Annotated in this window: 21 protein-coding genes and 1 tRNA gene; 12 read left to right on the top strand and 10 right to left on the bottom strand. The window is 46.6% G+C overall.

The window, feature by feature from the left end; translation table 11 throughout:
• Nucleotides 1-69: 69 nt before the first annotated feature.
• Complete coding sequence (locus QUB20_RS02920; protein WP_333243188.1) at nucleotides 70-1101, bottom strand: SGNH/GDSL hydrolase family protein; 1032 nt, start codon at nucleotides 1099-1101, stop codon at nucleotides 70-72.
• A gap of 149 nt (nucleotides 1102-1250) precedes the next feature.
• Between QUB20_RS02920 and QUB20_RS02925 the strand changes: the two genes are divergently transcribed.
• Entirely contained in the window at nucleotides 1251-1535 is a 285-nt protein-coding gene (locus tag QUB20_RS02925) for a hypothetical protein (protein ID WP_333291151.1), read from the top strand.
• Nucleotides 1536-1538: 3 nt separating this feature from the next.
• On the opposite strand, the gene QUB20_RS02930 is transcribed toward QUB20_RS02925, so the two are convergent.
• Both QUB20_RS02930 and smc read right to left on the bottom strand, forming a co-directional pair.
• On the bottom strand, nucleotides 1539-2558 hold the full coding sequence (locus QUB20_RS02930) for a PRC-barrel domain-containing protein (protein WP_333243192.1): 1020 nt from the start codon (nucleotides 2556-2558) through the stop codon (nucleotides 1539-1541).
• 618 nt (nucleotides 2559-3176) lie between these two features.
• On the bottom strand, nucleotides 3177-7181 hold the full coding sequence (gene smc / locus QUB20_RS02935; RefSeq protein WP_333243195.1) for a chromosome segregation protein SMC: 4005 nt from the start codon (nucleotides 7179-7181) through the stop codon (nucleotides 3177-3179).
• 365 nt (nucleotides 7182-7546) lie between these two features.
• Between smc and murA the strand changes: the two genes are divergently transcribed.
• From murA to QUB20_RS02955, 4 genes are all read left to right on the top strand, one after another.
• On the top strand, nucleotides 7547-8965 hold the full coding sequence (murA, locus tag QUB20_RS02940; RefSeq protein WP_333243199.1) for a UDP-N-acetylglucosamine 1-carboxyvinyltransferase: 1419 nt from the start codon (nucleotides 7547-7549) through the stop codon (nucleotides 8963-8965).
• A gap of 162 nt (nucleotides 8966-9127) precedes the next feature.
• On the top strand, nucleotides 9128-9997 hold the full coding sequence (locus QUB20_RS02945; protein ID WP_333243202.1) for a M48 family metallopeptidase: 870 nt from the start codon (nucleotides 9128-9130) through the stop codon (nucleotides 9995-9997).
• A tRNA-Leu gene (locus QUB20_RS02950) sits at nucleotides 9976-10057 on the top strand. Before QUB20_RS02945 ends, QUB20_RS02950 begins: the two co-directional genes overlap by 22 nt.
• A gap of 214 nt (nucleotides 10058-10271) precedes the next feature.
• Nucleotides 10272-11147 carry a DMT family transporter gene (locus QUB20_RS02955; RefSeq protein WP_333243205.1) on the top strand — a complete coding sequence of 292 codons (876 nt, stop codon included), beginning with the start codon at nucleotides 10272-10274 and terminating at the stop codon, nucleotides 11145-11147.
• A gap of 407 nt (nucleotides 11148-11554) precedes the next feature.
• Here the strand turns inward: QUB20_RS02955 and QUB20_RS02960 are convergent, their stop codons facing one another.
• Complete coding sequence (locus QUB20_RS02960; RefSeq protein WP_333053372.1) at nucleotides 11555-12178, bottom strand: type II toxin-antitoxin system antitoxin SocA domain-containing protein; 624 nt, start codon at nucleotides 12176-12178, stop codon at nucleotides 11555-11557.
• Nucleotides 12179-12370: 192 nt separating this feature from the next.
• Here QUB20_RS02960 and QUB20_RS02965 point away from each other — a divergent pair, with 192 nt between their 5' ends.
• The 3 genes from QUB20_RS02965 to QUB20_RS02975 are packed head-to-tail and all read left to right on the top strand — an operon-like array spanning nucleotide 12371 to nucleotide 13208.
• On the top strand, nucleotides 12371-12706 hold the full coding sequence (locus QUB20_RS02965) for a DUF6883 domain-containing protein (RefSeq protein ID WP_333142691.1): 336 nt from the start codon (nucleotides 12371-12373) through the stop codon (nucleotides 12704-12706).
• Between the two features lie 8 nt (nucleotides 12707-12714).
• Complete coding sequence (locus QUB20_RS02970; protein WP_333053374.1) at nucleotides 12715-12939, top strand: DUF4926 domain-containing protein; 225 nt, start codon at nucleotides 12715-12717, stop codon at nucleotides 12937-12939.
• 11 nt (nucleotides 12940-12950) lie between these two features.
• On the top strand, nucleotides 12951-13208 hold the full coding sequence (locus tag QUB20_RS02975) for a type II toxin-antitoxin system HicB family antitoxin (protein WP_333243208.1): 258 nt from the start codon (nucleotides 12951-12953) through the stop codon (nucleotides 13206-13208).
• On the opposite strand, the gene QUB20_RS02980 is transcribed toward QUB20_RS02975, so the two are convergent.
• The 6 genes from QUB20_RS02980 to cysC all read right to left on the bottom strand — a co-directional run bounded on the left by QUB20_RS02980 (nucleotide 13171) and on the right by cysC (nucleotide 21498).
• Nucleotides 13171-14808, bottom strand: coding sequence for an acetolactate synthase large subunit (locus tag QUB20_RS02980; RefSeq protein WP_333243211.1), 1638 nt, complete (start codon nucleotides 14806-14808; stop codon nucleotides 13171-13173). The genes QUB20_RS02975 and QUB20_RS02980 overlap by 38 nt on opposite strands.
• Before the next feature lie 142 nt (nucleotides 14809-14950).
• The gene (locus tag QUB20_RS02985; RefSeq protein ID WP_333243215.1) at nucleotides 14951-16318 is read right to left on the bottom strand and encodes an NAD-dependent succinate-semialdehyde dehydrogenase; all 1368 of its coding nucleotides are present in this window, start codon (nucleotides 16316-16318) and stop codon (nucleotides 14951-14953) included.
• A gap of 239 nt (nucleotides 16319-16557) precedes the next feature.
• Entirely contained in the window at nucleotides 16558-16716 is a 159-nt protein-coding gene (locus QUB20_RS02990) for a hypothetical protein (protein ID WP_333243218.1), read from the bottom strand.
• Nucleotides 16717-16740: 24 nt separating this feature from the next.
• The gene (locus tag QUB20_RS02995; RefSeq protein WP_333243221.1) at nucleotides 16741-19065 is read right to left on the bottom strand and encodes a polysaccharide biosynthesis tyrosine autokinase; all 2325 of its coding nucleotides are present in this window, start codon (nucleotides 19063-19065) and stop codon (nucleotides 16741-16743) included.
• A gap of 143 nt (nucleotides 19066-19208) precedes the next feature.
• Nucleotides 19209-20936 carry an SLBB domain-containing protein gene (locus QUB20_RS03000; RefSeq protein ID WP_333243224.1) on the bottom strand — a complete coding sequence of 576 codons (1728 nt, stop codon included), beginning with the start codon at nucleotides 20934-20936 and terminating at the stop codon, nucleotides 19209-19211.
• A gap of 37 nt (nucleotides 20937-20973) precedes the next feature.
• A complete protein-coding gene (cysC, locus tag QUB20_RS03005) occupies nucleotides 20974-21498 on the bottom strand; it encodes an adenylyl-sulfate kinase (protein ID WP_333053383.1) in 525 nt (174 codons plus the stop codon).
• A gap of 343 nt (nucleotides 21499-21841) precedes the next feature.
• Between cysC and QUB20_RS03010 the strand changes: the two genes are divergently transcribed.
• The 4 genes from QUB20_RS03010 (at nucleotide 21842) to hetR (ending at nucleotide 26573) form a co-directional block, all read left to right on the top strand.
• Nucleotides 21842-23644, top strand: a complete 1803-nt coding sequence (locus QUB20_RS03010; protein ID WP_333243227.1) for an FAD-dependent oxidoreductase — start codon at nucleotides 21842-21844, stop codon at nucleotides 23642-23644.
• Between the two features lie 98 nt (nucleotides 23645-23742).
• The gene (locus QUB20_RS03015; RefSeq protein ID WP_333237329.1) at nucleotides 23743-23982 is read left to right on the top strand and encodes a hypothetical protein; all 240 of its coding nucleotides are present in this window, start codon (nucleotides 23743-23745) and stop codon (nucleotides 23980-23982) included.
• Between the two features lie 604 nt (nucleotides 23983-24586).
• Nucleotides 24587-24814 carry a hypothetical protein gene (locus QUB20_RS03020; protein ID WP_333237331.1) on the top strand — a complete coding sequence of 76 codons (228 nt, stop codon included), beginning with the start codon at nucleotides 24587-24589 and terminating at the stop codon, nucleotides 24812-24814.
• A gap of 853 nt (nucleotides 24815-25667) precedes the next feature.
• Nucleotides 25668-26573 (top strand): heterocyst differentiation master regulator HetR, encoded by a 906-nt coding sequence (gene hetR / locus QUB20_RS03025; RefSeq protein WP_333034952.1) that lies wholly within the window; start codon nucleotides 25668-25670, stop codon nucleotides 26571-26573.
• Nucleotides 26574-26824: the final 251 nt, after the last annotated feature.

Below are 26824 nucleotides of genomic sequence, written 5' to 3' on the forward strand. Positions count from 1 at the left end.
ATCTTGCATCAAAACTTTTAATTTCGGTAAAAACCCGGTTTCTTTGGTATGGATGCGCGTCCAAGATTGTTACCTTAAAACACTACCTTGCAAAAAAACGTCCAACTTTTCTGCATATTGCCGATTCGCGATCGCACTTGGATGAAGGTCATGAGGTAAATTATTATTGGCAGGTATTTTCAAATCAACCGAAATATCCGCCGTAGAAATTCCCTCCTGACTTAACTCCCCCAACATCTTAGCAGAACCGACATTAATTCCGGCCACAACTAACTTAACACCATTAGCCTCGGCCACACGGTTAAACTCTTGAATAATTGCCTTAGAAACCTCGTGACTTTTGTACAATCCCTCTTCAAATTGATTGTAATTAACCTCCAAAAAATGGCTTAATGCAGAAACCCGCATCAGGGGGAACTCGTGATATTCAAGTTTTGCCATTTGGTATGTAAAATTATTTTCTCCATTCAGCCTAGCATCGGGCTGGAATAAAATACCCAGTTTATTCCAAGCAGCCATTTGCTTTCTTCTAGCCCTTAACAAAGTATTGCGGCGGTCGTGAAATCCCGCATAAGCAATCACCGCAATTTTTGGTTTATTTCCTTGTTTGAGTGCTGCTTTGAACTGAATTAACGAGTGCAGCGTGCCGTAGCCGTTAACGCCAAAATTCACTATTTCATATTTCGGTAATTTCTCTTGCAGCAACCAAGCATAAGTTTCGCTGTCATTCAATGACCAACCGTAGGTAAAAGAACAGCCAAATATCCAAATTTCAGGTTTTTTTGACGATAAATTGTAAGTATTGAGGGGATGTGTTATTCTGAGACTATTATTGAGATGAGTTGCATTAAACGAGTAATTGCCGTTAAGTGTCACCTTGAATTTACCCGGCCAATGCTTGTAGCCAAGTTCCGAGTCTTTGGTAAAAAAGTTACCTTTTGGTTCGACCGCAACATCGACATTTTCTATTTGCCAGGGTTTGTATCCCGCAACTCGCAAGACAATTTCAGCCGTGGTGGTGGATAAAAAAATTGGAAAAATTAGATATGTTATTAATCTGAAAGCAACATTTTTAGCAAAATCTTTTTCGATCATTAACATAATATGAAACGTCAGCAAAAGTATAATAAACTGCCATGCCAGTATTCTCTAGTTCATGGATCTAATTTAATTAGATTGAGCGCACCAATATCAGCAACGGGCTAGAAGCCCGTTCCACAAGAAAATCTACTCTTTGTGGAACAGGCATCTTGCCTGTTCTTAAGAATGGTGCCACATCTCAGTTTAAACTCACATCTTGCACCAATATCAGCAACGGGCTAGAAGCCCGTTCCACAAGAAAATCTACTCTTTGTGGAACAGGCATCTTGCCTGTTCTTAAGAATGGTGCCACATCTCAGTTTAAACTCACATCTTGCACCAATATCAGCAACGGGCTAGAAGCCCGTTCCACAAAAAATAAACTTGATTGTGGAACGGGCATCTTGCCCGTTCTTAAGAAGAGTGCCAAATATTGGTTTGAGCTAATGGATTAATTTCTAATAACCAGGCTCTTCCTCGTACTCAGGAGTCTTAGTTTTCTCAGGGATATTCACGCGAGGAGCCTGGTAAGGCTTCGGTGCCTCATCGTCAGCCCAAGCATCAGCCTCCACATCATCTTCGTACTCCACCACCGGCTGCTTCGGGCGAGAAATCTCGGCGCGAGTGTATTGCGGCTTCTCCTCGTACTCCTCCTCTTCGTAATCGTCCTCCTCCCCGCCCCAATTATCCTCTTCGTAATCCTCGTAATCGTCGATTGGCGGCTGCTGTACCTGCACCGCGCGCATCGGCGGCTGGCGAACCGCAGGCCGATTCCACTCTAAATCCTCATCCCAAGGAACTTCCTCCACCGCAGGCGCAGCTACGCGGCTCCGCATTTCCGGTGCTGGTATCCGCACGCCCGGGCCCAATTGATTGCCCGTAGCCACGGGTTTCGGATAATAACCTGCCTCGTCCTCTTCTCGTTCCCAAGGTGCTTGGCCCAAACCAACGCGCTCCAGCAAACCCACACTAAGCTGCCTGAGCCTTTCCTCGGAACCTTCAAACACAATCAAGCGATTCGGGCCACTGCTGACAATTTCTTCAATCCCCAACTCGTAAGTGCTGAGAACTTGGTCGGGGATTTGGGGGATTCCCAGGGAAGCGATAATTATAGAAACTAACTTACCGTCTTCGGGGTCGAACCTAAAGCCCCGCACCCTACCTAAAAGTTCGCCGGTTTCGGTAATAACTTCGCTGTTAATCAAAATGCTGTAGACTTCAACATCAACATCATCTTCGATCGCGCTCTCATCTTCCACCAACAGCACGTCGCCGATTTCACTGACATTGCTGAGGAACATAAACCTCGGCATTCCAGCGACCGCGAATATATTATCACGCAGACCGATCGCCACAACTTCCCGCCGATCGATGTCCACCCACAATTGACTAACCACCCCCAAGCGTTTACCTCTGTCGCGAGTGATGACTTGAGTGCCGAGAAGGTCGGAGCGTTGGCAGATTTGTTCTGATGTCATTCTAACTTTAATCCTTATTTATCATAAAAATGGGCCTAAAACCCCCGTGCTTCTAGCACGGCTTTGCTGTATGCTTGTAGTAGTGGAAAGGTAATCAACCACTCTAAAAACCTAGCTGTCAAAAGACAAAGCGCTGAACCTTGAAAATTGAATCTAAGCGGTTCTACTGCATTTTTCTAGACTCCACCTCGCAGTAGGTAAAAGATTCAGAGGAGCTAGACAAACAGCATGTGAAGCGAATTTGCTTCAAACTGAAACAGGACTTGCCTAAAAGCAAATAGGGTAGGGCATACCCGAATTAACGCTTGGGGAGAGTCCCACCTCTGGGCTAGAGACTTCAAGGAATCTAGTTTAAGTGGTCTCGGTGAGCCAAGAATCCTCGTACCGACCGGGCGAGGAGTGTCAATAAGTACATATATCACTCAACACGAGCTTTAACAGAGACTCCGGGACTACAACTTCAGTCAGTCGATTTTAGATTTTAGATTTTAGATTTTAGATTTACTCCACAGAGGAATGTGGGAGCTGGAACTAGGGTCTAAAATTTTGATCTATCCACGACTGTTGTCGGCGGCTTGTATCCGTTTTTGGGTAGGGTCATCAACAGAGACTCCCGGACTACAACTTCAGTCCTATGACTTGAGTATAAGCTCCCCGTGCTTGAGTAACACCAATTGTACGCTCAGCCGATTGAATCATAGGTCGCCGCAAACTCACCACAATAAACTGGGCTTGTTCCGACTGTCGCTTTATCATTCTAGCCAATCGCTCCACATTTGCCCCATCCAAAAACATATCCACTTCATCAAAAGCGTAAAACGTAGACGGGCGGTAGCGTTGCAGCGCAAAAATAAAACTCAGCGCTGTCAACGACTTTTCGCCTCCAGACATGGAAGCCAGCCGCTGTACGGGTTTGCCCTTAGGGTGAGCCACCAAATTCAAGCCACTGCTGAAAGGGTCTTCCTGGTCATCTAGCTGGAGATAGCCATCGCCTTCGGAAAGTTCCGCAAAGATAGTCTGGAAGTTCTCGTTAACCGCGTCGAAAGCTTCCTTAAAAGCGCGTCGCCTGAGTGTGGTAAAGTTTTCGATTCTCAACAGCAGTTCAGTGCGTTCTCCTTCCAATGTCGTCAATTTTTGACTCAATTCTTGAAGGCGTTCTTGAGTGCGGTTGTACTCTTCCAAGGCTAGCATATTGACTGGTTCTAAAGCTTGAATGCGCTTGGCGATCGCCTTTACTTCCTGCTGCAATTCCGTCAAATTGGCTTTCTCGACATTTTCAGGAATTGACGGCACGGGGTCGGGCATTTCCGCCCGCTGCGTTTCCAATAGAGTGCGGACAGCGGCTAATTGTTCCCGGCGTTCTTGCTGGGTTTCGTGGAGTTTTTGCAACTGCCATTGTAACTGTTGTTTGGCTAAATGCTGTTCTCGCAATTGAGATTCCGCCCGATCGCGCTCTCCCTTTTCCACGCCCAATTTTTCCTCAATTTCCCCCAAAGCCGCCTTAGCTTCTGCAATTTGCCGATCGAGTTCTAACTGCTGCGAAACAATGCGATCGAGTGCATCCGCCCCGGCGTTTTGCTGCACTTGCCATTCCTGCAATTTCTCGCTGCCTTCCTTAATTTTGTCTTCCAAACGCCCGAATTGATTTTCCAAGTCTACAAGGCGCTGCTGGACGTTTCTCAGAGCCAATTCTCGCTCTTGCAGTTGCGCTTCTAGAGCGCGCAAACCCGATTGCATTTGCTGCCATTCGCTGTGACTGTTCGACTCTTCCAACTGCGCCAAAGTTTGCCGATACTGTTGCAATTGAGTTTCCTGTGCGGGCAATTCTCGTTCCAGCAACTGCAATCTCGATCGCGAATTAGTTAATTCCTGTGTATTTTTGGCAATTTGCGATCGCACTTGTTCCTGTTGCGCTTGCAAATTCTTAATTTCTGAATCCAACTGTTCCAAGCGCAACTGATTTTCGCGCAAATTTTGTTTCGCTTCCATCAATTCTTGGCTGCGAGTTTTGACTGCAACAGAAGCGCGATCGATCGCAATTTTGCACCGTTCCAAAATCCGCTCAATTTCCTCCAACCTTTCTTGCAAAGATGCGATCGTCCGCGCTTCACTAGCAGCCTCACTAGCCTCAACCGTGCCAAAATGCAAAGTAGATCTGTTAGTAGAACTTCCCCCAGTCATCGCCCCGCTAGTTTCCAAAATTTCCCCGTCCAAAGTGACAATCCGGTACTGTCCCAAATAGCGGCGCGCGTCGCTGAGGTTGCTAAACACAACCGTACTGCCAAAAACGTAAGCAAAAATTTCCTGATACCGCGAATCGCAATCAATCAAATTAACAGCCGCATCCACAAACCCAGCCGCGCGCCGCAAATTTTCATTCACCGAATACCTGCCGCCCCTAATCTTATTCAAAGGCAAAAACGTCATCCTTCCCGCCCGTTTTTGTTTCAACAATTCGATCGCAGCAGCAGCCACGCTGTCATCTTCCACCACCATATTTCCCATGCGCCCGCCCGCCGCAATTTCGAGCGCCAACTGATAGCGCGGTTCCACCCTACCCAGTTGAGCCACCAAGCCGCAAACTCCGCCAATTCCGCTTTGCGCGACAATTTTTGCAGTAAACGTTCCCGTCGCTTCTTGCAGTGCTTGAAACTGCACTTCTAGTTTGTCTAATTTGCGCTGTCTTTCCCGCTGTTCTTCCAACAAACGAGTTTGAGTTTCCTGTTGCAGTTGTAATTCTTGTTCGGCTTCGACTAAAATCTGATTCAGCGATTCTACTTGCAAAGATGCCACGCCTTTGGTTTCCACAAGGCGAGATTGCTGCTCTTTTTTCGCTGCAATTTCCTGTTCCAATACTTGCAGCGATTGGTTTTGTTCTTGAATTTGACTTTGCAGGCGATCGGCTCTTTCGCCAATGGTAGCTTGTTCTGTACGCTGCGGTTCCAAAGTTTGTTGAATTGTTTCGATTTGGCGGTGCAGTTCCGTTTGCTGCTGTACCCAAACTTCTGCCGTGGAGGCGATCGCATTTGCAACTTCCCGATTTTCATCTAAACTTTGCTGGGCTGCGTCCCGCTGTTCCTGCAAACTTCCTATTTGAGACTTAACATAAGATATTTCAATCTCAATTTGCTCCAAACTTTGCCGAAATTGCCGAACTTCTTCCTCGGTTTGTGCTATATTAGCCGCCATTTGCCCAGCAGTTTTTTCCAAATCCTGTTTGCGGTTTTGCAGTTGCCGCCTTTCCGCTTCCTGAGTGGCAATCGTCGCTTGCAAAGCCAACAATTCCGACTCTCCCAAAGCTTTAACGCGGGCATTCAGCGCGTCTAGTTCGGCGGTTGCTGCTTGAATTTGGGTGCTAATTGTTTGCAGTTGTTCGGTAAGAGATGCTGAAGTGCGATCGCCCGCTTCGATTTGTTCGCGCAGTTTCCATTCTTGCTTTTGCAATTGCCGGAATTTCAGCACAATTTCCCACTGCGACTTTTCTTGAAATTCCGCCCGCAATTTTTGATATTTTTCCGCTTTTGTGCGATCGGAAGCCAGTCTATCGCGCTGAGACATCAGCTCTTTTTCCACAATCCTGCTGCGTTCTTCCACCTCTTTAACTTCATCCAACTTCTGCCTAGCTAAGGAGATTTTGCGATCGAACTGAGCCACCCCAGCTAATTCGTCAATGATTTCTCTGCGTTCCTTAGAATTCATCGAAATAATGCTGGTAACGTCTCCTTGCAGCACGACGTTATAGCCTTCGGGATAAATTCGCAAGCGGTTGAGTTGTTCGTGAAGTTGAGTCAGGGTGCAAGGTTGGCCGTTAATGTAATAAGTTGAAGTGTAAGTACCTTGGCGAGTTACCCGAAGTTTGCGCGTCACACTCCACTCATCCGATTTTTGATTTTCGATTTTGGATTTTTTATTAGTAGCGAGTAGTTGTCCGTTGTTGTCTTGAGTTGCTGCGATTTCTATTTCTTCTACGTCTTCAACAGACAACTCATCCGATTTTTGATTTTGGATTTTGGATTTTCGATTGGCAGCAGGTGATTGGCCGTTGTTGTCTGGAGTTTCGGTAATTTCTATCCCTTCGGCTTCTGCAACAGAGAGAGGCGATTCTTGATTGACAGAAGATGATTGTCCGTTGTTGTCTTGAGTTTCGGCAGTTTCTATCCCTTCGACTTCCTCTGCTTCAACAGATAACTCTTCCGATTTTCGATTTTCGATTTTGGATTTTCGATTGGCAGATGATTGTCCGTTGTTGTCTTGAGTTTCGGCAGTTTCTATCCCTTCGACTTCCTCTGCTTCCACAGATAACTCATCTGCTGCATTTTCCTCCTCATCTTCATCCCGCGCGAACCATTCCTCTCCCACATCTTCCAGGGCAAAAGTCGCAGTCACGCTAGCTTCGATCGTACCGCGTTTGTTTTGGGCGCTGTTCACCAAATCCGGCAAACGTTCAGCCCGCATTCCCTTAGAACTCGAAAGTCCGAGACAAAACAGCAAAGCGTCGAGGATGTTGGACTTCCCAGAACCGTTGGGCCCGGAAACCACAGTAAAACCGGGCAGCACGGGAATGGCCGTCGTGCCGCCAAAAGATTTAAAGTTAGTCAGTTCGATCCGTTTAATGTGAACCATATGCTAGGAGTAGCTTTGGCTCTAGGTTGTTGTCACAGGGTAGCACAGGCAATGGGGCGATCGACAATGTGTTAACTTTCTGGCATTGTCGATCGAACAGATATCTTACACCTTTGTCAACAACCCAGCCGGCTTTTACTTCAAAAGATCGTTGACAAAAGTACAACATCTGCGATCCGAGCGACCGCTACAAATGAACGTAAATTTTGATACAGATAATTTCATGAGACTCGATCGACATTATTTGTGCGATTAAACCTGAAAGCCTTGTCCAGATTGAATTCCAGCAAATACAATTCCCGGAATTCCTAATGTTACCCCTAGACATATAAAAACTTTCCGGTAAAATCGAACCAAAATTAATAATGTATAAAGTAACGAAGCGAATTATGGAGGGCAAACCCATTACACCAGCTCAGAACTCATCTAACCTGCCAGCTTCACCTGAAAGCGACCAACAAGTATTGCAAATTTGGGGTCGCCAGCCCCTTAAAGGACACGTCAAAATCAGCGGCGCCAAAAACTCGGCCTTAGTCGTCATGGCAGGAGCCCTGCTATGCCCAGAGGATTGCCGTCTCCGCAACGTTCCCGGTCTAGTCGATGTTGCCCGCATGGGGCAAATTCTCTCGGCTGTAGGAGTCAAATTACTGCAGCACGGCGACGTTTTAGACATCAACGCCAGCAACCTCATAGACGCTCAAGCCCCCTACGAATTAGTCAGCCAACTGCGGGCGAGCTTCTTCATCATCGGCCCACTGCTAGCGCGTTTGGGATTTGCCAAAGTGCCCTTGCCCGGTGGCTGCGCCATCGGTGCGCGACCCGTTGAACTCCACGTTCGCGGTCTGCAAGCTCTCGGCGCCGAAGTCCACATCGACCACGGCACGGTTCACGCTTACGTCAAAGGGCCGAACCGCCGCCTGAAAGGAGCCAAAATTTATTTGGACTACCCCAGCGTTGGCGCAACTGAAACTTTGATGATGGCGGCGACTCTGGCTGAAGGAGAAACCGTGATTGAAAATGCGGCTCAAGAGCCGGAAGTCGCAGATTTGGCGAATTTCTGCCGCGCCATGGGAGCAAAAATTCAAGGCGCGGGCACGAATACGATCGTCATTTCGGGAGTTCCCAAGCTGCACGCGGTAGACTATCCAATTATTCCCGATCGCATTGAAGCCGGAACATTTTTAGTAGCAGGAGCCATCACTCACTCGGAAATCAGTTTGTCGCCAGTAATTCCCGACCACCTGACCGCAGTCATTGCCAAATTGCAGACAATTGGGGCGAAAATTATTGCAGAATCCCCCGACATTTTGCGGATAGTTCCCGGCCAAACTCACTCCGCCACAGACATCGAAACTCTGCCTTATCCCGGTTTCCCCACAGATATGCAAGCTCAGTTTATGGCTTTGCTGACGCTGAGCGAAGGAGACAGCTTGATCAAAGAAACCGTGTTTGAGAATCGCTTGCGCCACGTAGCAGAACTCAACCGCATGGGCGCCGACATTCGCCTTAAAGGCAATGTCGCGATTGTGCGCGGAGTGTCGCGGCTGTCCGGTGCGCCGGTAGTGGCAACAGATTTGCGGGCTTCGGCGGCGTTAGTATTAGCGGGACTTGCAGCCGATGGTGTCACCACCATCAGCAGCTTGCAGCATTTAGACCGCGGCTACGAGCAGTTAGAGGTGAAACTGCAAAAATTGGGAGCGAATTTGCGACGGGTCAAAGAGGGTACAGACCCGGCGACTGCAGAGGCTCCTGTCAATCCCGTGCGATCGGGTTTAAACTGTTAATTAGTCATTAGTCATTAGTCAGCAGTCATTAGTCATTAGGAAGAAGGAAAAAGGAAGAAAGAAAAATAATTCAACCTTTTTCAATTCCCGCTTCCCAATTGCCAATTCCCACTTTCCAATGACCAATGACTAATGACCAATGACTAATGACTCAGGATTAAAATGTCTAACATACCCCTCATCGGTTTGAAAGCAGACCAGTTTCGCCACCCCCTAGACTTGGAAGCTACCAGCACTCTCAAACAACTGCCGGGCCTGGATTTGATCGTCCGGCAGTTGTTGGGACAACTTGGCGAACAGTTTTTTATGCTGGAAAATCTGGCTTCCAGTGTCCAAGTCGGCGAAAATCAATTGCCCCACCTGCATCAATTGTTGTTGGATGCCTGCAAAACTCTTGATTTGGAGCCGCCGCAGCTTTATGTCCGCCAGCATCCGATGCCAAATGCTTACACGTTTGCGATGCGGGGAAAACAGCCTTTTGTGGTGATGCACACTTCTCTGATTGATTTGCTCACAGACGAGGAAGTTAAGGCAGTAATTGCTCACGAGTTGGGGCATTTGAAGTGCGAGCACGGAGTTTACCTGACTCTGGCTAATTTAATTGTGTTGGCTGCAGGTCAAATTTCGCCTGTGGGAACCGTGCTGGCGCAGGGTTTGCAGGCGCAAATGTTGGAATGGTTGCGGTGTGCGGAATTTACGTGCGATCGCGCCGCCTTGCTCGCCACCCAAGACCCAAAAGTGGTAGCATCGCTGTTGATGAAACTGGCCGGAGGTTCGCCGACTTTAGCTCCGAAACTGAATGTAGATGCGTTTTTGGCGCAGGCGCGGGCCTACGACGACCTCAGCAGCACTCAACTGGGAGAAATGCTCAAACAAGCTCAAACGGCTCAGTTGTCCCATCCTGTACCAGTATTGCGCGCCAGAGAGATCGATCGTTGGGCAAGTTCAAAAGATTATGAATCTTTGCTTGCAGGAAATCGATCAATGTGTTATGATGGTGAAACGAAAAAGGGCGGGTGGCGAAATTGGTAGACGCATCAGACTCAAAATCTGACACCGAAAGGTATGAGAGTTCGATTCTCTCCCCGCCCACTGCTAAAGAAGCTTAATAAATCTAGGGTTCCAGATGATAAGTCTGGAACCCTAATTTATATGGCATGGGGAATCGGGCATCGGGAATCGGGCATCGGGCATGGGGAATCGGGCATCGGGCATCGGTAACAACAGTCATTAGTCATTAGTCGTTAGTCATTAGTCGTTAGTCAGTCAACAGTCAACAGTCAACCGTCAACCGTCAATAGATTTTATGGGTGAAATTGCCGCTTTAGGCGCTGCATTTGTCTGGGCTCTATCTTCCAGCATCTGGCAGCGAGTGGGACAGCAAATCCCCGCAGTCGTGCTAAATTTACTCAAAGGTGCGATCGCCCTTTTCATGCTCCTTGCCACTACACTAATTTTAGGTAAACCCTTACCCGCAATCAACCCTAATATTTTAGCAATGCTGCTCATCAGCGGCGGCCTAGGAATTGGCATCGGAGACACCGCTTTCTTTATCGTCTTAAAATATTTAGGCGCGAGGCGAACGCTGCTTTTAGAAACCCTATCTCCCCCTTTAACAGCTTTATTCGGCTTAATCTTTTTGCAAGAAAAGTTATCGCCCATTGCTTGTACTGGCATTCTTTTAACAATTTGCGGCGTAGCTTGGGTAATTGCCGAACGAACAGCCGAAACAACCTTACCATCAAAACATCTTTGGCAAGGATTAGCCATTAGTTTATTAGGACAAACATCCCACGCCATCGGAGCAATTTTATCCCGCGCCGCTTTCACTCAAATAGATATTGATCCCCTGTGGACAGCCGCCTTGCGTTTGAGCGGCGGCATGGCCGTTATGCTATGCTTTTTGAACCCCAAAAAACTTGACAGTTTCAAACAATTAAAAGCGCCCAAACTATTAGGTGCAATAATTCTAGCAGCTTTTTTAGGAACCTATCTCGGAATTTTTCTGCAACAGACTTCGCTGAAATATGCACCCGCAGCAATAGCTCAAGCACTCAGTTCTACCAGTCCCCTATTTATACTGCCTTTAGCGGTGCTGGCGGGCGAAAAAGTGAGCCTTCGGGCTGTTTTGGGGGTAGTTGGTGCGATCGGCGGAATCGCCTTATTATTGGGTTTGAAGTGATGATATTTTAGAGAGAAGTGTGGCGTGTCGCTAAACAATCAAAAAATAGGCTCTTTCTTAGTTAGTGTCCTTAAATATTAGTTTAAGTAGCCAAAAACTCAACTAGGTCTGAATTGACTGAAAAAACGCATCATATCAAATCCGACAAGTTAAAATAAAACTCTACGGAGAGATTGAGAAGCAAATTGCAACCGATCGCCCGAAGTAAGAGGAAGTGATTTATGCTTCTCATACTTAGGTAAAACAACTGGCAGAAATCCGTAAGGATTTTGACCTGATTATCCCGTACATCACGCAGGTAACAGCTAATCCGAATACTTGAAGCTGAAAAAGTGCGATCGCCCTTACATCCCAAATTGTCAAAAAGCACGCGCGGCGCAGCTATCCCGTAGGGAATCGCCCTTATATTATTTAGAGAAGAAACGGCCCGAATAATATTTCTTCATCGATTCGTGAGAAATAATCCCATGACAAGATTCGTCTCTCGGCAAATCCCCTCTCGCTTCCAGCCAAGGCATTTCACTGCAAATCATTCGTTCCAAAGTTTCATCATCATACTCAAAATATGCCTCCGCAACTTCTTCGATAAATTGCCCAACTTTTTGGGGAATTTTCGGTTGTTCGATTTTCTCTGTAATGCGTTCCCAACTAAATTGGCGTTGATACTTTTCTAATAAATCAGGAATAACCGGCCCGTGAATCCCTGCTTGAAAATCTGCATCAAATAGTGGCTTTCCGTAAACTCCTAAATACCAAGCTTGAGCGTAATATATAAGTTTTTGTAGCTTGTAGGCGTTGATTGCTACATTAGTTTGGGCGGCTAACCAAATAAACGCATTTGCAATATCTTGCTCACTCACTTTTACTGAATTACCGGGAACCGCAACAACTTTGAGTTGATTTTTGCCTATCTGTTCCAATAGTTCCGAAACTGACAAGTTAAATTCTGCGGCAATTTGCTCAACTCTTTGCCAAACTGGAGAACTCACAGTTATTTGATATTCATTTTTTGTTGAGATAGCTTCAGTCATAGCCGTCCTTATAGCTGACTTAAATAATTCTAGCAAACAGTGCGGAATAATGACTGACGTAATAGCGATCGCCCTTACATCCCAACTTGTCAAAAAGCACGCGAGGCGCAGCTATCCCGTAGGTAATCGCCCCTGCTTGACCGATCGCCTCCACTCTGGTTAATATACAAGAGTAAGCTTTGGAGAGAGTGCTTGAAACTGCCCAATTATGAAAGAGCAGTCGTTCCTGAAAAGAAAATTACCGAATATCTGCTCTCACTCACCCACCGCGACGGGAAAAGCAAAGCAAAATTTTTTTTACGGTTTGGCTTTTCAGTTGATGCTTGGGAAATCATGGCAACGGCCTTGCTGCGTCATGCCGCCGACCATGAATTAGCTAAAATTGAAGAATCTCCTTTTGGCAGTCGGTACGTTATTGAAGGAGAAATGCTAGCAGCAGATGGCAGAAAACCCTTTGTGCGTTCTGTTTGGTTTATTGAAACCGGAGGCGACACTCCCAGGCTAGTAAGTGCCTATCCACCAGATTAAAAAATAAAATGATTCAAGAACTTGACAGCATTGTTTTAACAATTGATATCCCAGAAAAAAAATTAAGCCAAGGCGATATTGGCACTGTTGTTTTAGTACATCAAGGTGGGGTAGGATATGAAGTAGAATTTGTTACCTTGACGGGGAAAACATTAGCTATTATTTCACTCTTTAGCTCCCAAGTCCGTCTCATAGGTGATAGAGAAATTGCTCACGCCCGGATGCTAGCTTGAGCGTTATCTAAATGGAAGCGAAAATTATAAGGAAAAATCCAAGCTTCACAGGCATCATTTACCAAGAAGAAGATATGTACATTGCCGAATGTCCTGAAGTCAGCACGGTTGACCCAGGCGAAACCATAGAAGAAGCGATCGCCAATCTTAAACAAGCTACAAAACTCTATCTCGAAGAATATCCATTATTAGAACCCCGACTTATTAAAGAAGCCGAGGCTCTAGCTACTATTACAAATTGCAACTCATATCCCCAGATAATTGACTGAAACGCGCATTTTCCCGATAGTCTACCGGACAGTCAATCACGCAAGGGACATCTTGAGCCAGGGCTTCTTTCAGAATCGGAATAAAATCTGTTGCAGATTCCACTCGATAGCCTTTTAAACCCATACTTTCCGCAAATTTCACAAAATCGGGATTGCCAAATTTGACGAAATCGGAATGACCAAAATAATCTTGCTGCTTCCATTCAATTAACCCGTAACCGCCGTCATTAAATATCAGCGTCACAAAATTAGTACCGACTCGCAAAGCAGTTTCTAACTCTTGGCAATTCATCATAAAACCACCATCGCCGGTGGCGGCTACTACTTTGCGATCGGGATAAACGAGTTTTGCAGCTACCGCACCCGGAATCGCAATTCCCATCGCCGCAAAGCCGTTGGAAATCAAACAGGTATTCGGGCGATCGCAATGATAGTGCCGCGCGATCCACATTTTGTGAGCTCCCACATCAGATATAAGAATATCTTCCGGGTCCAGGATTTGCCGCAAATCGTAAATGAGTTTTTGTGGCTTGATCGGGAAACCGTCGTCGGCTGCATATTGTTCGTACCCAGCCCGAATATCCGCCCGCAATTGCTTAGCAAAAGGGTCTACTTTCTCCATGCGATCGGCACGCTGCAAAATTTCATTGAGGGAATCAGAAATATCCCCCACAACTTCTATAAGAGGAATATAACTGCTGTCAATTTCGGCTGGCAAAGATCCAATGTGAATAATCGGAATTTTTCCTTCGGGATTCCACTTTTTCGGGGAATATTCAATCAAATCGTAGCCAACAGCAATCACTAAATCCGTTTCTTCAAAAGCACAGCTAATGTAATCCCGTTTTTGCAATCCCGTCGTCCAGAGTGCCAAAGGATGAGTATAAGGAATAACACCTTTACCCATGAAAGTATTAGCTACAGGAATATTCAATCGAGTAGCAAACTGTGTCAAAGCATCGCTGCCGTTAGCGCGGATCGCGCCGTTTCCTACTAAAAGCAGAGGACTTTTTGCCTTGGAAATTGCCACAGCGGCTTTATTCAAGCTTTGGTAAGCGCCAAAAGTTTTTTCGCGGTTGTCTTTGGTGAGCGGCTGTCCTTCAGCAGGCATGGCTGCGATGTTTTCAGGTAAGTCAATGTGAACTGCTCCCGGCTTTTCACTTTGAGCTACTTTAAAGGCTTTGCGGACAATTTCGGCCGTCGTGCTGGGGCGAACAATTTGAGCATTCCACTTAGTAACTGGCGCAAACATGGCGACCAAATCTAAATATTGGTGCGATTCTATGTGCATTCTATCTGTGCCGACTTGTCCGGTAATTGCTATTAAAGGAGCGCCGTCTAAGTTGGCGTCAGCAACTCCTGTCATTAAGTTAGTTGCGCCTGGGCCCAAGGTGGACAAGCAAACGCCGGCTTTGCCGGTGAGACGACCGTAAACGTCTGCCATGAATGCGGCGCCTTGTTCGTGGCGAGTAGTAATAAATTTAATTGAAGAGTTTCTCAGGGCTTCTAGAACTTCTAAATTTTCTTCTCCGGGAAGTCCAAAGACGTATTCGACGCCTTCATTTTCTAAACATTTTACCAATAGTTGAGCTGTGTTCATTTCCGTTTCTCTCCTCGGTTAATGGTTTTTTTGTCTTTTTCAACCGATCGCAAAAATACTAAATGGGAATTTTTAACCGCAGATAAACGCAGATAAACGCAGACTTATGTAGATTTGTGCGATCGGTTGATACAGTGGGAGCTTATTTCACCCACACTGTTTTTATGTTAACAAATTCGTGCATTCCCTGGATGCTCAATTCGCGTCCGTAACCGGAGCGTTTGATGCCGCCGAAGGGCAATCTAGGGTCGGATTTTACTAAACCGTTGATGAATACCGCGCCCGCCTCTAGTTCGGAAATAAATCGATCGCTCTCTGAGTTTACTGTAGTCCAAGCTGACGCACCCAAGCCAAAAGATGTGCTATTTGCCAGGGCGATCGCCTCATCGATGCCTGCAACTCGGAATACTAAAGCTACGGGCCCGAAAAATTCTTCTTGACGGGCAGAGGCATTCGGCGGAATATCTGCCAAAATAGTTGGCAAGTAGAAATTGCCGGCATTCTCTGACAATCGGCGGCCACCTGTCAGAAGTTTTGCTCCCGATTGGATGCAAGTTTGCACTTGATTGTCCAAGTCTTTGAGGATTGCGGGAGTAGCTAAAGGGCCGATATCGGTTTCTGGCAACATCGGATCGCCTACTTTTAATTGCTCGAATTTTTCGACAAATCCTGTGATGAATTCGTCGGCAATCTCTTCTGCTAAAATAAAGCGTTTGGCGGCGATGCAAGATTGACCGTTATTGAGCATCCGGGATGTCACAGCAGTTGATAAAGCTGCTGCTACATCGGCGCTCGACATCACAATAAATGGGTCGCTTCCTCCCAATTCCAGCACTACTTTTTTCAAATTTTTGCCCGCATTTGCTGCCAAACTTTCACCCGCTGGTTCGCTACCGGTGAGAGTTGCTGCTTTTATACGATCGTCCGCAACGATATCGGCTACTTTGTCGGCGCCAACTAACAAAGTTTGAAACACGCCTTCGGGAAAGCCAGCAAGCGTAAAAATTTCTTCGATTTTCAAAGCGCACTGAGGCACGTTGGAAGCGTGTTTGAGCAAGCCGACATTGCCCGCCATCAGCGCCGGCGCCGCAAACCGAAAAACTTGCCAAAATGGGAAATTCCAGGGCATAACGGCTAAAATAGCGCCTAGCGGTTGGTAGCGGACAAAGCTGCTGCTAGCGTCAGTGGTTGCCGGTACGTCTGCCATAAATTGAGCGGCATTTTTGGCGTAATACCGACAAACTAAGGCGCATTTTTCCACTTCGCCGATCGCAGATTTGAGCGTTTTACCCATTTCCAGAGTCATCATTTCAGCGTAAATTTCGCGATCGCGCTCCAAGATGTCCGCCGCTTTCTGCATCCACAGAGCTCTCTGCTCAAACGGCAGTTGGCGGTATTTGTTAAAAGCTTGCTGTGCTAATTCCAGCTTAGCTTCTATTACCTCATCCGCGATCGGCTCGAAAGTTTTCAGCGTTTCTCCCGTTGCCGGGTTGATAGTAGCAATAGCCATTGTTTCATCTCCTGTGTGAAAAACACAAAACTCCCTGCTAGTTTTGAGCCGAGGCAGGGAGTTGTATCAAGGTATTACAAAATAGGAATTTACCTGCCACGTTTTCTTTCAGATATTGCTAAGTTGCAAGTGCCGCGATTTGTTTAAATTTCTCTACTTTTTATTATAGTTCAGAGTCTCGATCGCAAATCTTAAGAAAATTTGTCTTTCTGAAATCACGCACAAATCTCCCGAACACGCTAGACGGCCTGTTCCACAAAAGTTAAATGTTCTTGTGGGGCGTCCCGCCCGCCCATGACAGCTTTATTCACAATTAATGGTGCAAGATGGATGAAATATCTTGTCGGCTGTCCCGCCAGCCTTGCATTCTCAAGAACAGGCCCGACGGCCTGTCCCACTACACATTTCTCAATTCCCCTCCCTCAAACAGACGGTTCCTGGACGTAATCCTGCACGTAAGACTGATAGTAATACCTGCTGCCTTTATCGTTATTCGCCACCATTCCCAACAGCGGAATTCCCGCCATTTTCAAATCTTCAAAAGCCAACAACAGCGCCTCCCGCTCAGTTTGATGCAGCCCTACTACCAGCATCAATCCGTTAGTGTGAGCCGCCAACAAATTCGCATCCGCCAAACCCAAAAGTGGTGCAGTATCGTAAATAACTAAGTCAAAATGACTTGACAAAGCTGCCATTAAATGCTGCATTTTTTTGGAAGAAAGCACCTTTGTGGGATCGAAAGGAACCGGGCCGGAAGTTAACACAAACAAATTTTCATCGCGGGGCGATCGCACAATCACCTGTTGCACATCCACATCATCAGCAATCACATTGTGCAAGCCTTGCCAATTCGGTAAACCCAGCATTTCGTGTACCTGCGGGCGCCGTAAATCCCCATCCACCAACAGCACTTGCTGCCCCATTGCAGCCGCCGCCCGCGCCAGATTGACTGCTACCGTAGACTTGCCGTCACCTACTTGACAAGAAGTAATTACGCAAGAATTAATCGGAGTATCAACGTTTAGTAAGCGAATATTCGCATTGAGCGATCGAAAAGCTTCTTGAAAAGCATCCGTCGGCATCGGCGAAATTGCCACATCCACCGGGCTTGTCTCAGCAGGAGGAAGTCTCAAAATTTTATCGCTAGCAGGAATTACCCCCAACAAAGGCAGGCGAATCGACTGTTTGACATCCTCTGGAGTTTGGAACACCGTTTTATTTTTAAACCGTTCCGCCAACTGCGCCGCCAGCATACCAAACAGCAAACCAGTTAATCCCCCCAAAGCCAAATTCAAAGGCATAATCGGAGCAACAGCCCTCAACTCGCCATTTTTGTAACGTGGAATTTCCGGCTTAGCAATAACTTCCCAAGCCACCTCTTTTTTGCCCACAGCTTCAAGCTGCAAAGCTTGCTGTTTTGCCAGCAAACCATTCAGCGTATTGTTAGTTAAATCCAACTCGCGCTGCAAATCCGAATAGCGCCGCAAAATCACCGGGAATTTTTGAGAGTATTGATTCAACTGCTTAGCAGCTTGTTCCAAAACTTGATTCCGCACGCCCAGCACCTGAATTAAATTAGCAGTACCGATAAACTGCTCGATTAACTTAATCCGCACCGGATCTTGAAAAGCCAGCACTTGTGAATTTACCTTAGCCAAATCAGTTCCCAGAACTTGTTGGGCTTCTTTCTTCAATAAAGGAATCAGGTTTTTACGCTGTTCTCGCAACAATTGCATTTGCGGAGTTTCGTCTGTAAACGTAGCCGAGTTAATCGCAATTTGCCCTTCTAATTGCTGCAATTGAGTCAGCATCCCTTGATAGCGGGGAGCTTGACTCAGAGCCGAGGCCATCAGCGCTTGCTTCTGGTTTAATCCAAGCTGATTTTGCAGATTGGAATAGAGCAATCTCTGCTGATTGAGCTGCGTTTGCGCTTCCAATCTTTGCGTTTGAAGTTCACTGATTTGCTGCGCGAGTTGTTGCGTTTGAATTTGCGGGTCGATGAAATTGTACTGCTGCCGCAACTTTTGAATTTCTGTTTGCAGAGCTTGTTGGCGTTTTTGCTGATTGGGAATTTTCGATTTTACAAAATCCAGAGTCTGACTAATTTGAGTTGTGGTATCTTGCACGCTGTAGTTGCGGTAGCCTAGCGCAACTTTTTCCAAAACAAACTGAATTTTTTTCGGATCGTAATCCCGATATCTAACTTCGATAATCTTGGTATTTTTGAATCGATTAATTGACAACCTAGTTTCCTGAGAAAACGGCAAATTATCTGCTTTTTGGTTCAAGAGGTAGTTGTAATTTATGTCAGGATACTTAGCCTGCAACTCTTTAACAATCGGCGCCATTACTTGCGGGCTTTGTAAAACTTGAATTTGCGATTCGTAGTCAAAACCAGCATTTTCTGTCGTCGCGGGCGCCGCTGGTTGCAGTTTCAGCTCACCGGAGTATATCTTGGCTAAAGTATTTTGCGTAACCGCTGGTTCTACTAATAATTGAAAGCGCCCTTCGTACTCGCTTTTTTGATTCAGTGTCCAGGCGAAAACTCCGGTAGTCACTGCCGCTGCTACGCCGATTACTAAGATGGAGCGACTGCGGCAAACTTCCCAAAAAGTTAACTCTTCTGTCTCGGTTTTGTTGCTGCCTAAAAATTGATCTTCTCCATAAAGCCCAGAAGACATTTTTTGCAAATCAGCGGCTTTTTTATGATTAAACAGTGCTACTTGAGATTGTTTCCCTGGTTTCATTTGATTTCTACAACTTATTAGTTTAAACGTCTGTATTGGTGGCGGAGTTTCAGGAAATCGGTTGATTCCTAGATATTTCATTACCAAACCGCAATTTTTTCTATAAAGCGGGTTTCTGAGGTCTTAATGCCAGTTTATTCAAATCACCGAAAAATATCGAACAACCGAAATATTCCTAACAGCGGGCTGAGAGGAGCGAGAGTCCCTCCTACATTATCCGAGAACGTAGCGCGACCCGATCGCCTTACCATAATTACATCATTATTTTTCAGTTTGGGATTAGTTTCTTCATTGGCAGTTGCAGAAAAATCCACCTTAACAGTTAGCTGCGAAACGGTGCCGTTAGGATTGAGGCGAATTAAATTCACCGAATCCATTTCTGCCCGCGCTTTATTAAAACCTCCCGCTGCTACCAGCGCTTGATTTAAAGTAGTGTTGGGCACCACCGCAATCGTTCCCGGTTTCACGACTTCTCCTACAATGTTCACCCTAATCGTATCCGGTGAAAAATTAGAATTAGCAACTTGTTCGTCTTGGGTTTCATCGAGGTTTTCGGCTTTGGGGACGATTACTGTATCTCCCTGTTGTAGCGCTAAATCTTGGGATACATCTCCCCCTTCCAAAAGTTGCCACAAATTTACATTAATAATTTGTTCTGTACCCGCCCGCGTCAGGCGACGAACTTGTATTTGTCTGATATCAGCTACCGGCGTAATGCCGCCCGCCATTTTAATTGCCCTCGTTACAGTTTGCTGCAAAACATTTTCCCCGCCGTTGGTTTCGCTGGCAGCAAACAAACCAGAATTTTCACCCATTTCATTCTCTTGTACCCTACTTTGAGCCTCTTTTGTCAAAGTATAAGTACCGGGGCGAGTTACTTCGCCCACCACAGCAATATTAATTGGTTGAGTGCTTTGTCCGGTAATGTTAGCTACTGCTAAAGTCGGTGCTTCTTGGCGGTTGAGGCTAGTTACAGTGGGAATAAATATAGTATCGCCGTCGCGCAAAGTCATATCGGCCCGCAAATCGCCGTTTTGCAATAATTCCCACAAATCCACACTAATAATTTGTTCCGGTGCGTTGCGCTGGGGGCGGCGGATTTTGATTTGCCGCACGTCTGCTGACTGGGTAATTCCGCCGGCCATTCGCAGAGCCCGCGATATCGTTGGCATTTGAGTTCCCATTTGCTCTGCTGTGCCTCCGGGGCCTGCTGCTGAGGATATTGTATAGGCTCCGGGGCGGTTGATTTCGCCCGCGATCGCAATTTGCAAAGGACGTGGCGCTAGCAGTTTCAGGGTAATCCAGGGACGTTTAAGGTATTTGCCGTATTTGTCTTTAACAGCATTAGAAGCTTGTTCTAGGGTCATCCCGTACACCGAAACGCTGCCAATTAACGGCAAACTCAGGGAACCGTCGGCCTGTACTTGGTGTTGACCGTTGGGGCCGCTGTATTCCGGGACGTTGAAGATGTCCATTTGAATACGATCGCCCGCGCCTAAAGTGTAAACTTCCGATCGTACACTTGAAGGTTCAGTTGCCGGAAATCCCGGAAATCCCGGCGCTGCGGGTACTGGTACAGGAACAGGAGAACCCGCATCCGCAGGAGGAGGAGGAGGAGGCATAAACTGGGCCGCTGCAGGAGATGAACCCACCGCCGCCAGCACTGACACTGTTAAACTTTGAATCATTAAACTTTTGACAGCATTGCTTGCCCAATAACTTAGCTTGCAGCTTTTGCTGGAAATGTCTCCCTGAGCCCCTCTTCTTGCAGGAAATGGGAGAAATTCTTCACCCTCCCTCTCCGCGAAGGGGACACAAGGATGAGATTTTTTCTCAAGTTGCACGCCGTGCGAATAACTTTTCACCACCATCGCTTTTTGCCCCTATCCTCATCCAACCCCGCCAACATCAAATGTAACCCAACTGTTCTAACTTGGTCAGAACTTTTTTAACACTCTCTTCCACAGTTTCTCGCTCTGTGTAACAAATAATCTCAGGATTAAGCGGTTCTTCATAAGGATCGTCAATTCCCGTAAAACCCTTAATTTCTCCTGCTCTCGCCTTAGCGTATAGCCCCTTGACATCGCGACCTTCGCACACTTCTAACGGCGCTGTGATATATACTTCAACAAAATGGGGCTCCATTGCTCTAATTTCGTCGCGAATTGCTCTGTAGGGGCTAATAGCTGCGGTCATTACGGCTACTCCATTGCGGCTCAGTAGGTGAGCTACAAATCCAATCCGCCGAATATTAGTATCTCTGTCTTCTTGGCTAAATCCCAAACCTTTTGACAAGTTGGTGCGAACGACATCTCCATCCAATATTTCCACTTTGCAACCTCTTGCCTTCAATTCAGGTTCGAGAGCTTTGGTGATAGTTGTCTTGCCGGAACCGCTCAGCCCGGTGAACCACAAAATAAAACCTTTTTCCATTTTCAATTGCTTGGTTAGTAGTGAGTAGTGGGGAAATTACGCGACGTATGACTTTAGTGTCCCGGTTCCCCATTTTCTGATTCTTTTTGATTTGAGATGCGATCTGACTTTCACAATAACTAATTTTTTTTTACCGCAGAGGACGCAGAGGACGCAGAGGTAGAGGGAAGAGGAGAAAGAGGTAATTTTAAAATCTGTAGGGTGCGCCGCCTGTGTACCCTTACATTCAATGGGCGCCAACGCCGAACATCTATCCTCTGGGTGCTTGTGGTCGCACCTTACATGATGAATGAGCCTCTTGCAATCTAAAATCTAAAATCTAAAATCTAAAATGGTATTGCCCATGTCTTCGGTCTTAAAAGCAGATGTTTTGGTAGTCGGTGGCGGCACTGGCGGCACTGCCGCAGCCGTGCAAGCAGCCCGCCGAGGGGCCAAAACTATTTTAGTAAGTGAATTCCCCTGGCTGGGAGGAATGCTGACTTCTGCTGGCGTTTCTGCCCCCGATGGCAATGAATTAGCAGCTTTTCAAACTGGTTTGTGGGGCGCGTTTCTCCGGGAACTCCAGCAGCGACAGCCGGGAGGTTTGGATTGGGGCTGGGTAAGTTTTTTTACTTACGATCCCCGCATCGGTGCTGAAATTTTCGCTGATTGGGTTAAATGTTTGCCGAACTTACAGTGGATTTGTGGACAAAAAGCTCACGATGTGCTGTATGAAGGAGATCGCATTTCTGGCGTTCAGTTTGCAGATTTTACGGTTTCGGCCAAAATCACTTTGGATGCAACGGAATTGGGAGATTTGCTGGCTTTAGCGGATGTTGGGCACCGCTGGGGTTGGGAATTCCAAGCCGAGTGGGGAGAACCCAGCGCGCCGGCTGCCTCTAATGCTCTCACAGAGCGTTATTCGGTGCAAGCTCCGACTTGGGTGGCAATTATGCAGGATTTTGGTAAAGGTGCGGTGGCGCCAGAAATTCCCGCGCCGCCTGTTGACAATCTCGATCGATTTATCGGTGCTTGGGACGGTTACACTCCCGAACAATTTCTCAATTACGGCAGGCTTCCGGGGGGATTGTTGATGATTAATTGGCCGATTCGAGGTAATGATTATGGTGAAGGGATCGATCGACTAATTGCATCTAAAGCATCTCGACAAGAATTCCTCCAAGAAAGTCTCTGGCACAGTCAAAGTTTCGCCCGCTTCATTCAAACGCAACTCGGCCCCCGCTACGGCCTTGCACAGAATATTTTCCCCCTTTCAACGATCGACAATCAACAAAATTCTTCCCTTCTTTCTTCCTTTGCCTTACATCCTTACTACCGAGAAAGTCGGCGCTTGCGGGGAGTACAAACAATCAGAGAACAAGATATTTTGCCTATTGTCGGTGGCAGAGTCGCGAAGTTGCCGATAAATTCTGAGGGCATTTGTGAAACAATTGCGATCGGGAACTATGCCAATGATCACCACTACACCAGTGGCGACATTCCCTTGCAGCCAAAATCGATCCGCTGGGGCGGCCGCTGGACTGGAACTCCGTTTACCATTCCTTACAGCGCGCTAATTCCTGCGAGTACGGACGGTTTGCTAGTCTGCGAAAAAAATATTTCCGTATCTCACATCGCTAACGGTGCAACTCGCTTGCAACCGACGGTAATGAATATTGGACAGGCGGCGGGGATGGCGGCGGCTTTGTGCGCGGAATCTGGATGTCAGCCGCGGGAGTTGCCGGTGAGAGTTTTGCAGGAAGCTTTGCTGCAAGATTCCGAGGCGAGTGCGGCGGTTATTCCTTTATTTAATTTGACACGGGATCGATCGGACTGGCTCGATTGGCAACGCTATTATCTCGATCGACCCCAAGCATATCCCGCCAGCGGCGAATGTCAGGAGTCAGTAGAAAAACCAAGCAGTCAAACAGCAAATACCCACAGCCAATTTTCTGGCATTTTCCGTCGCCTCCGCGAACAAGACTGGACACTAACGCTGACAAGCCCCGCATCTGCGGCCGGTCAAACTTGGCAACTCGTGACTTTGGACTCGGAAACCGACAGATTTTTACACAGTTGCGAAACCGAAAAGCCTCTGACAGTATGGGGCCGGCTGAATTCGGCAGGTGCTTGGCTGCTGGCGGACTCAGTAGAATTGAAGAGGTGAGGTTTTTTGCAGAGATCCGAAAAATTCACAGAAATTTATCCTGATAGATCGGGGAGAGTCCGTATCAGTTAATAGACAATGACACGGATACTAACCCCATGCAAACTTACACACCAATTGCTTTACAGATTGCTTTACAGAGTCTTTTGGGCGTTACTTTGAGCGCCACTGTCGTTCGAGCCTTTGAATCCCTCGTCGGACTGCTGGAAGTTGCCACCGCTTCATACATTTTATCCGCCCAAACCGAACAAAGGGGCGATCGTTCTCCTGAAAGAGGCAGCGGACGCCGAGAGTTCAGTGAACCTAATCTTTACACTCATCAACTACAAGCATTTTAATGACATTGGACGAAAGCGATTTCCGTTATTGAGTTAGTTTCTGCCGCCCGTGTCGAGCGCTGAATCTGATTTCCTGGGATGATAGTTTTTCTGGTTTCCAAGGCAACTGCATTTCTTGTTTACAGTCATTAGGATATTCTTTTATGTGATGATAGCATATAAACCTTAAACCGCCATCTATCGAGACATTGAAGCTCGTATTTGGCGGTTTTGTATATTATTGCAACCTTCTGGGTAGTGCAATTAGGATTTTTTTTATTACTGAAGCAAGAGATTTTATTTCATTTTACATCGACTTCTGGCTGCTCTCATAGATCAGATGCTACGCATCTAAAGTGTCTGTTGCTTCGGGAGGGGGAGAGGGTGAGAAAGGGAGAGGTAAAGATAATTTTCCGCTTTTTATACAAGGATTTTAGGAGACAATTTAAAGGCGCGATAGCTTAACTAAAGCCTTTTTCCTTCTTTCTTTTTCCTTCTTCCTTATGATTCCTGATTCCTGATTCCTGATTCCTAATTCTATAGTTTGATAATTTCAGGGAAATTCATCCTGATAGGTCTGGGTAAATGTCGTATCTCTAAATAGATACTGAGACGAATACTACCCATGAAAACCTACACTGCAATTGCTTTACTGAGCCTGTTGGGCATTACCTTGAGTGCCAGCGCCGCTCAAGCTTTTGAATCTTCACTCCCCATGCTCGAAACTGCCACCGCCCAATATATGTTGTCAGCCCAAACTCAACAAAAGCCCGAGCGTCCTATTAAGAGGCGAGGCAACCGCAGGGATTTTACCGAGTCTAATGTTTACACTCATCCGCTACAAGATTTCTAATCGCACTGGAGGCAAGTGATTACCACAACTGAGTTGCTTTGGGCCGTTCATTCGATCGCTCGATCGGATTTTCTGGGATTCTAGTTTTTCAGGTTAAGCGACAACTGCACTTTTTGTGGACAGTTATTAGGAGATTTTTTTTAGTGTAAGAAATGTTAGCATATAAACGCGGAACCGCCATCTACCTAGAGATAGATTCTAGTATGTGGCGGTTTTGTATTGAAAACGCTTCAATTAAACAAGCACTAACCACAGGCCTCGGATCATCTGGGTTTTTCAACCGATATCCCTCGCCCCCCACGCCTTATTTTGGCGTTGCACAATTTGAGGCGGATTTTTGTGGGCTGTCCCGCCTGCTGTGAAAATACAGCGGACGGGCAACGAGATCCCATCCCACAAAACTATCAAAATCTTCCCGCAATTATGCAACAGCCTTATTTTAGTTGATAAAACCGGGTTTGGGCATCCATGACTATTCAAGAATTAGGGGCTCGGAGTCGCCTCAAATTCCTGGCATCGCAACAGTTATTTACCTTCTCCCCCCCACAGGTAGGGTTTAATTTTCAACCGCTGCACTATAATAAACGTGCGATAACTAACTTATATATAGGTAAACTGTCAGCGCAGAGGGTGCAGCAATCTACTTAAATTGGCCACCAATAAGAACCACTTATGCGGTGTTGATAGCCTTTAAGCCCATGCCCCTGTTACCTCAGGGAAATTAACTAACCTGAATATTAGGGTAGCTGGCAAGCTTTCCGGCAACAGTCGGCTATGCTTGATTCGGCGCTCTCGCAATAATTTAATGGAGGATGACAAAATGCCTCCTAATTTGGCTATTTCGGGGATAGTGATGAAAAATGACTCTTTAGATCTGGTCAAAAGCCTCAGCCCTAGTGCAATGGATCAGATCATGCTATATCTGGCGTTTAGCGCCATGAGAACCAGTGGGCACAGGCACGGGGCGTTTCTAGACGCGGCCGCAACGGCGGCTAAGTGTGCCATTTATATGACTTATATGGAGCAGGACAACAACCTGCGGATGACCGGACATTTGCATCACATTGAGCCTAAACGGGTGAAGGTGATTGTTGAAGAAGTCCGGGAAGCTCTGACTCAGGGAAAATTGCTGAAAATGTTGGGTTCCCAAGAACCTAGATATTTGATTCAGTTTCCTTATGTCTGGCTGGAACAGTATGGTTGGATGCCGGGACGCCCTCGCATTCCGGGAAACAATTTGACTGTAGATGAAAAAAAATATCTCGAAGGCAAGATTCCTCCGAATCCGCCTGATGCTCAACTGATCAATTCTTTTCAGTTTATGGAGTTGATCGAGTTTCTGCACAGGCGATCGCAAGAAGATATGTCTCCAGAAAGACGAATGCCTTTGAGCGAAGCTCTAGCAGAACACATTAAGCGACGCTTGATCTATTCTGGGACAGTGACTCGCATTGATTCTCCTTGGGGAATGCCGTTTTATGCCCTCACTCGCGCTACTTACTCTCCCGCAGAGCAGGAAGAGCGGACATTTACTATGGTTGAGGATACGGCTAGATATTTCCGGCTGATGAAGGATTGGGCGGAAAAACAACCGAAGGTGATGCGAATTATGGAGACTTTGGATATTCCGCCGGAACGGCTCGACCAAGCCCTTGAGGAATTAGATGAAATTATTCGCAATTGGGCCGATCGCTATCACAAGCGGGGCGAACCGACGATGATTTTACAAATGGTTTTTGGGCCGCAAGACGACGCTTAGTTTGATTAACTATTAATCATTAGTCATGAGTTGATTGCTTGAGACTAATGACTAATGATTAATAGCTAATAGCCCTGGATGGCGCAACCGGCTTTTTTTCCAAAAATACTGCGTTAATCGTTTGAATTCTCGTAAAAAACTAGGTTTCTTGGGCCGCGAATGCGTCCAGGATTAACTAAGGATCGCGAATTAAATAACTTACAATTTTAATTGTTATTGTGGGATGGGCGTCCCGCCCGTCCTTTTTGGAC

It is taken from the genome of Microcoleus sp. B4-C2, assembly GCF_036705265.1.
Taxonomy (GTDB): domain Bacteria; phylum Cyanobacteriota; class Cyanobacteriia; order Cyanobacteriales; family Microcoleaceae; genus Microcoleus.